Source organism: Acinetobacter kyonggiensis (assembly GCF_900107285.1).
GTDB classification, from domain to species: Bacteria; Pseudomonadota; Gammaproteobacteria; order Pseudomonadales; family Moraxellaceae; genus Acinetobacter; species Acinetobacter kyonggiensis.
Genome location: NZ_FNPK01000064.1, coordinates 1 through 2,640, shown reverse-complemented (window position 1 = coordinate 2,640; position 2,640 = coordinate 1). Strand labels below are relative to the sequence as shown.

Annotated in this window: 2 protein-coding genes; both read right to left on the bottom strand. The window is 38.1% G+C overall.

Translation table 11 applies throughout. From position 1 onward, the window contains the following. Positions 1 to 160 precede the first annotated feature (160 nt). A complete protein-coding gene (locus BLV99_RS17915; protein ID WP_092693058.1) occupies positions 161 to 625 on the bottom strand; it encodes an RrF2 family transcriptional regulator in 465 nt (154 codons plus the stop codon). A 61-nt stretch (positions 626 to 686) separates the two neighbouring features. Then, complete coding sequence (hmpA, locus tag BLV99_RS17910; protein ID WP_092693055.1) at positions 687 to 1,967, bottom strand: NO-inducible flavohemoprotein; 1,281 nt, start codon at positions 1,965 to 1,967, stop codon at positions 687 to 689. Positions 1,968 to 2,640 lie beyond the last annotated feature (673 nt).

Sequence of the window (2,640 nt, the reverse complement as noted above, 5' to 3'; positions counted from 1 at the left end):
ATTCTGTGCATTCTTTCAGCTTATATCGCTCTACTATTAAATCAATTTTATGCAATAGAGCCAGCAAAACACTTGGTTTAAAAATTTAGTCGGTTAAAAGACTCAGAGTGATCATCACTTCAGCTTTTAGCAATAATCCCAATATCTTTACATAGAAAACTTATGAAATGGCCAAGATATCAATTAATTGATGCGCTGAAATCGTGGGTGATGCCATGGGACGACGTAAAATATCTTGTAGGGTATATTGATTGAGAAACTGATAAAACTGACTGAGCGCTTGATCTAATAAATAAGGTAAACCACATGAGGCGCGTAACACACATTCAGGTGCGTCACAATTAACCAAATGGGCTGATACCGCATTATGAGTTTGTAAGGTTTTAATCAGATGACCAATCGAGTAGTGCGCTAAAGGATGGGTTAATTTAACGCCGCCGCCCTTGCCTCTGGACGTGGTTAGCCACTGTTGTTTGGCCATAAAATGAATCACTTTGACCAAGTGATTTCTAGAGACTTGTAAGTCTTTGGCCATTTTTTCGATGGTAAAAGGTGGCTCAGTAGATGACTGGGCCAAATAAATTAAAGCGCGAATCCCGATATCTGTAAATTGGTTTAATTTCATCTTGCTCTCATTAAGGTAAAAAAGTAAGAGGGCGTAAGTTCCCTCTTACTTCCTTTAGGTCTTAAAGTGCAACGCCACCGGTACCAAATGCTTCACTGTGAATATTTTGTGCTGGAATTCCCAATTCAAGCAAGGCTTTATGTTGAACTTGCATGAATGGAATAGGACCACAAAGATAGTAATCTGCATCTTTTGGTAACATTTTGGCATCCAATTGTTTTAGATTCAAACGCCCTTCTGCATGATAGTCACGGCCCAACACATCTTTACTGTCGGTTTGTTCATAAGCCACAAAAACATTTAAATTGTCATGTTTTTTCGCCAAATCTTGCACCGTCTCTTTCATGGCATGTACACGTGAATTACGTACTGCATGAATAAAGTTAATCGGGTTTTTAGGTTCAGGCTTATTAAAGTTCGCCTTGATTTTTTCCCACAGGGTCACTTTTTCGTTCGGATCGGTATTACCGGTCAAAAGTTGGTTCAGCATGGCCATCATCGGTGTTAAACCAATCCCCGCACTAATCAACACATTGGTTTTTTCTGGATTAAACAAGAAGAAATTACCAGTCGGCGCAGACAGCTCAATCACATCATTTTCTTTGACTTTGTTATGTAAAGTCGATGAGACATAACCTGGATCTTGACCTTCTGCTTTTGGACTTTCATTTTTAACCGAAATACGTAAATACTGACCAGTTGAACTGTCGGATAGACTGTATTGACGCGGTTGTTTAAAGCCTAGTGCATCAATAAACAGACGTACAGTGACATATTGTCCGGCTTTATATTCAGGTAGCGCGCCGCCATCTTGAGGCACCAAATAGAACGAAGTAATCTCATCGCTTTCTTTAACTTTTTTAGACACCACAAAGTTGCGCCAGCCTAACCAGCTGCCTTTGGTTTGTTCATGTTCTAAATACATTTTTTGTTCAGTTTCAATAAACAAATTCGCCAATTGACCATACGCCGCAGCCCATGCACTAATTAGCTCATCTTCCATCGGCACACTCAGCACTTCACTGATGGAATGCAGCAAGTTTTCACCAACAATATCGTAATCAGGTGCTTGAATATTCAAACTGACATGTTTGTGACAAATCAATTCAATCACCGGCGCCAGCACCATTGGATCTTCAATATTTTCGGCATAAGCCAGTACCGCGCCCGCCAATGCTTTGGCCTGTGCGCCCGTACGTTGATGCCCCATATTAAAGGTTTCTTTTAATTCTGGATTATTGTTCAGCATACGTTTATAGAAATAATCGGTCAGTGCAACGCCATTTTCGCGTAATACAGGTACGGTTGCTTTTACAATATCTTTTTGATGTTGGCTTAACATAATGCTTAGCTCACTACAGGGTAATTTCTAAAGATGTATTTATAATACACCTTTAAAAACCCATGTCAATTCATCCGTAGCATTTTAATTTTATTTTTTAAAACCTAAAAATTTAAGTCATAAACATTTGATATAACTAAATTTTTAATTATAAATCAATTGGAAATTCTAAAATATAGTCAAAAATAAGACCCCATCACACAAAATAGTGTCGAAAATAAAAATAAGGATTTTAGGGGGATGAATCAGAATTTTTTCTTTTATATCCGCGAGGCTGTCGCTAAAGCACATCTGCATGATGCACACTGATGGCTAAGAAATTAGAATAGAAATAGATGAATCTCTATAAAAATAAGGCACTCAGCCTTAGATCAGTCGCGCTATAGCAAACGGCTGAATTATTTAAAAGGGATGAGCGTAATTTAAAGGTCAGGGTTTTAACTGTGATTTTTTGCGCGCTGAGGCTGCATAGAAAAAATGAAGTGTCATATTTAAAATAGGATCAAACTTATTTTTATGCTTGGTGTTGTTAATCTACCAGATTAAAGACCAGCCTGCCTGCTGAAGTAAATCCTGAGTTTATTTTAAAGAAGACACCGCTAGAGCAGTAAAGATGATCGCCTTAAAAGACAAAGGCCATAGTTACAAATGCACTATGACCTTTATCGATGGA

Bases quoted from the DNA above. Each gene is read 5' to 3' on its own strand.
- BLV99_RS17915 (WP_092693058.1), bottom strand. From the start codon at position 625: ATGAAATTAAACCAATTTACAGATATCGGGATTCGCGCTTTAATTTAT.
- hmpA (WP_092693055.1), bottom strand. From the start codon at position 1,967: ATGTTAAGCCAACATCAAAAAGATATTGTAAAAGCAACCGTACCTGTA.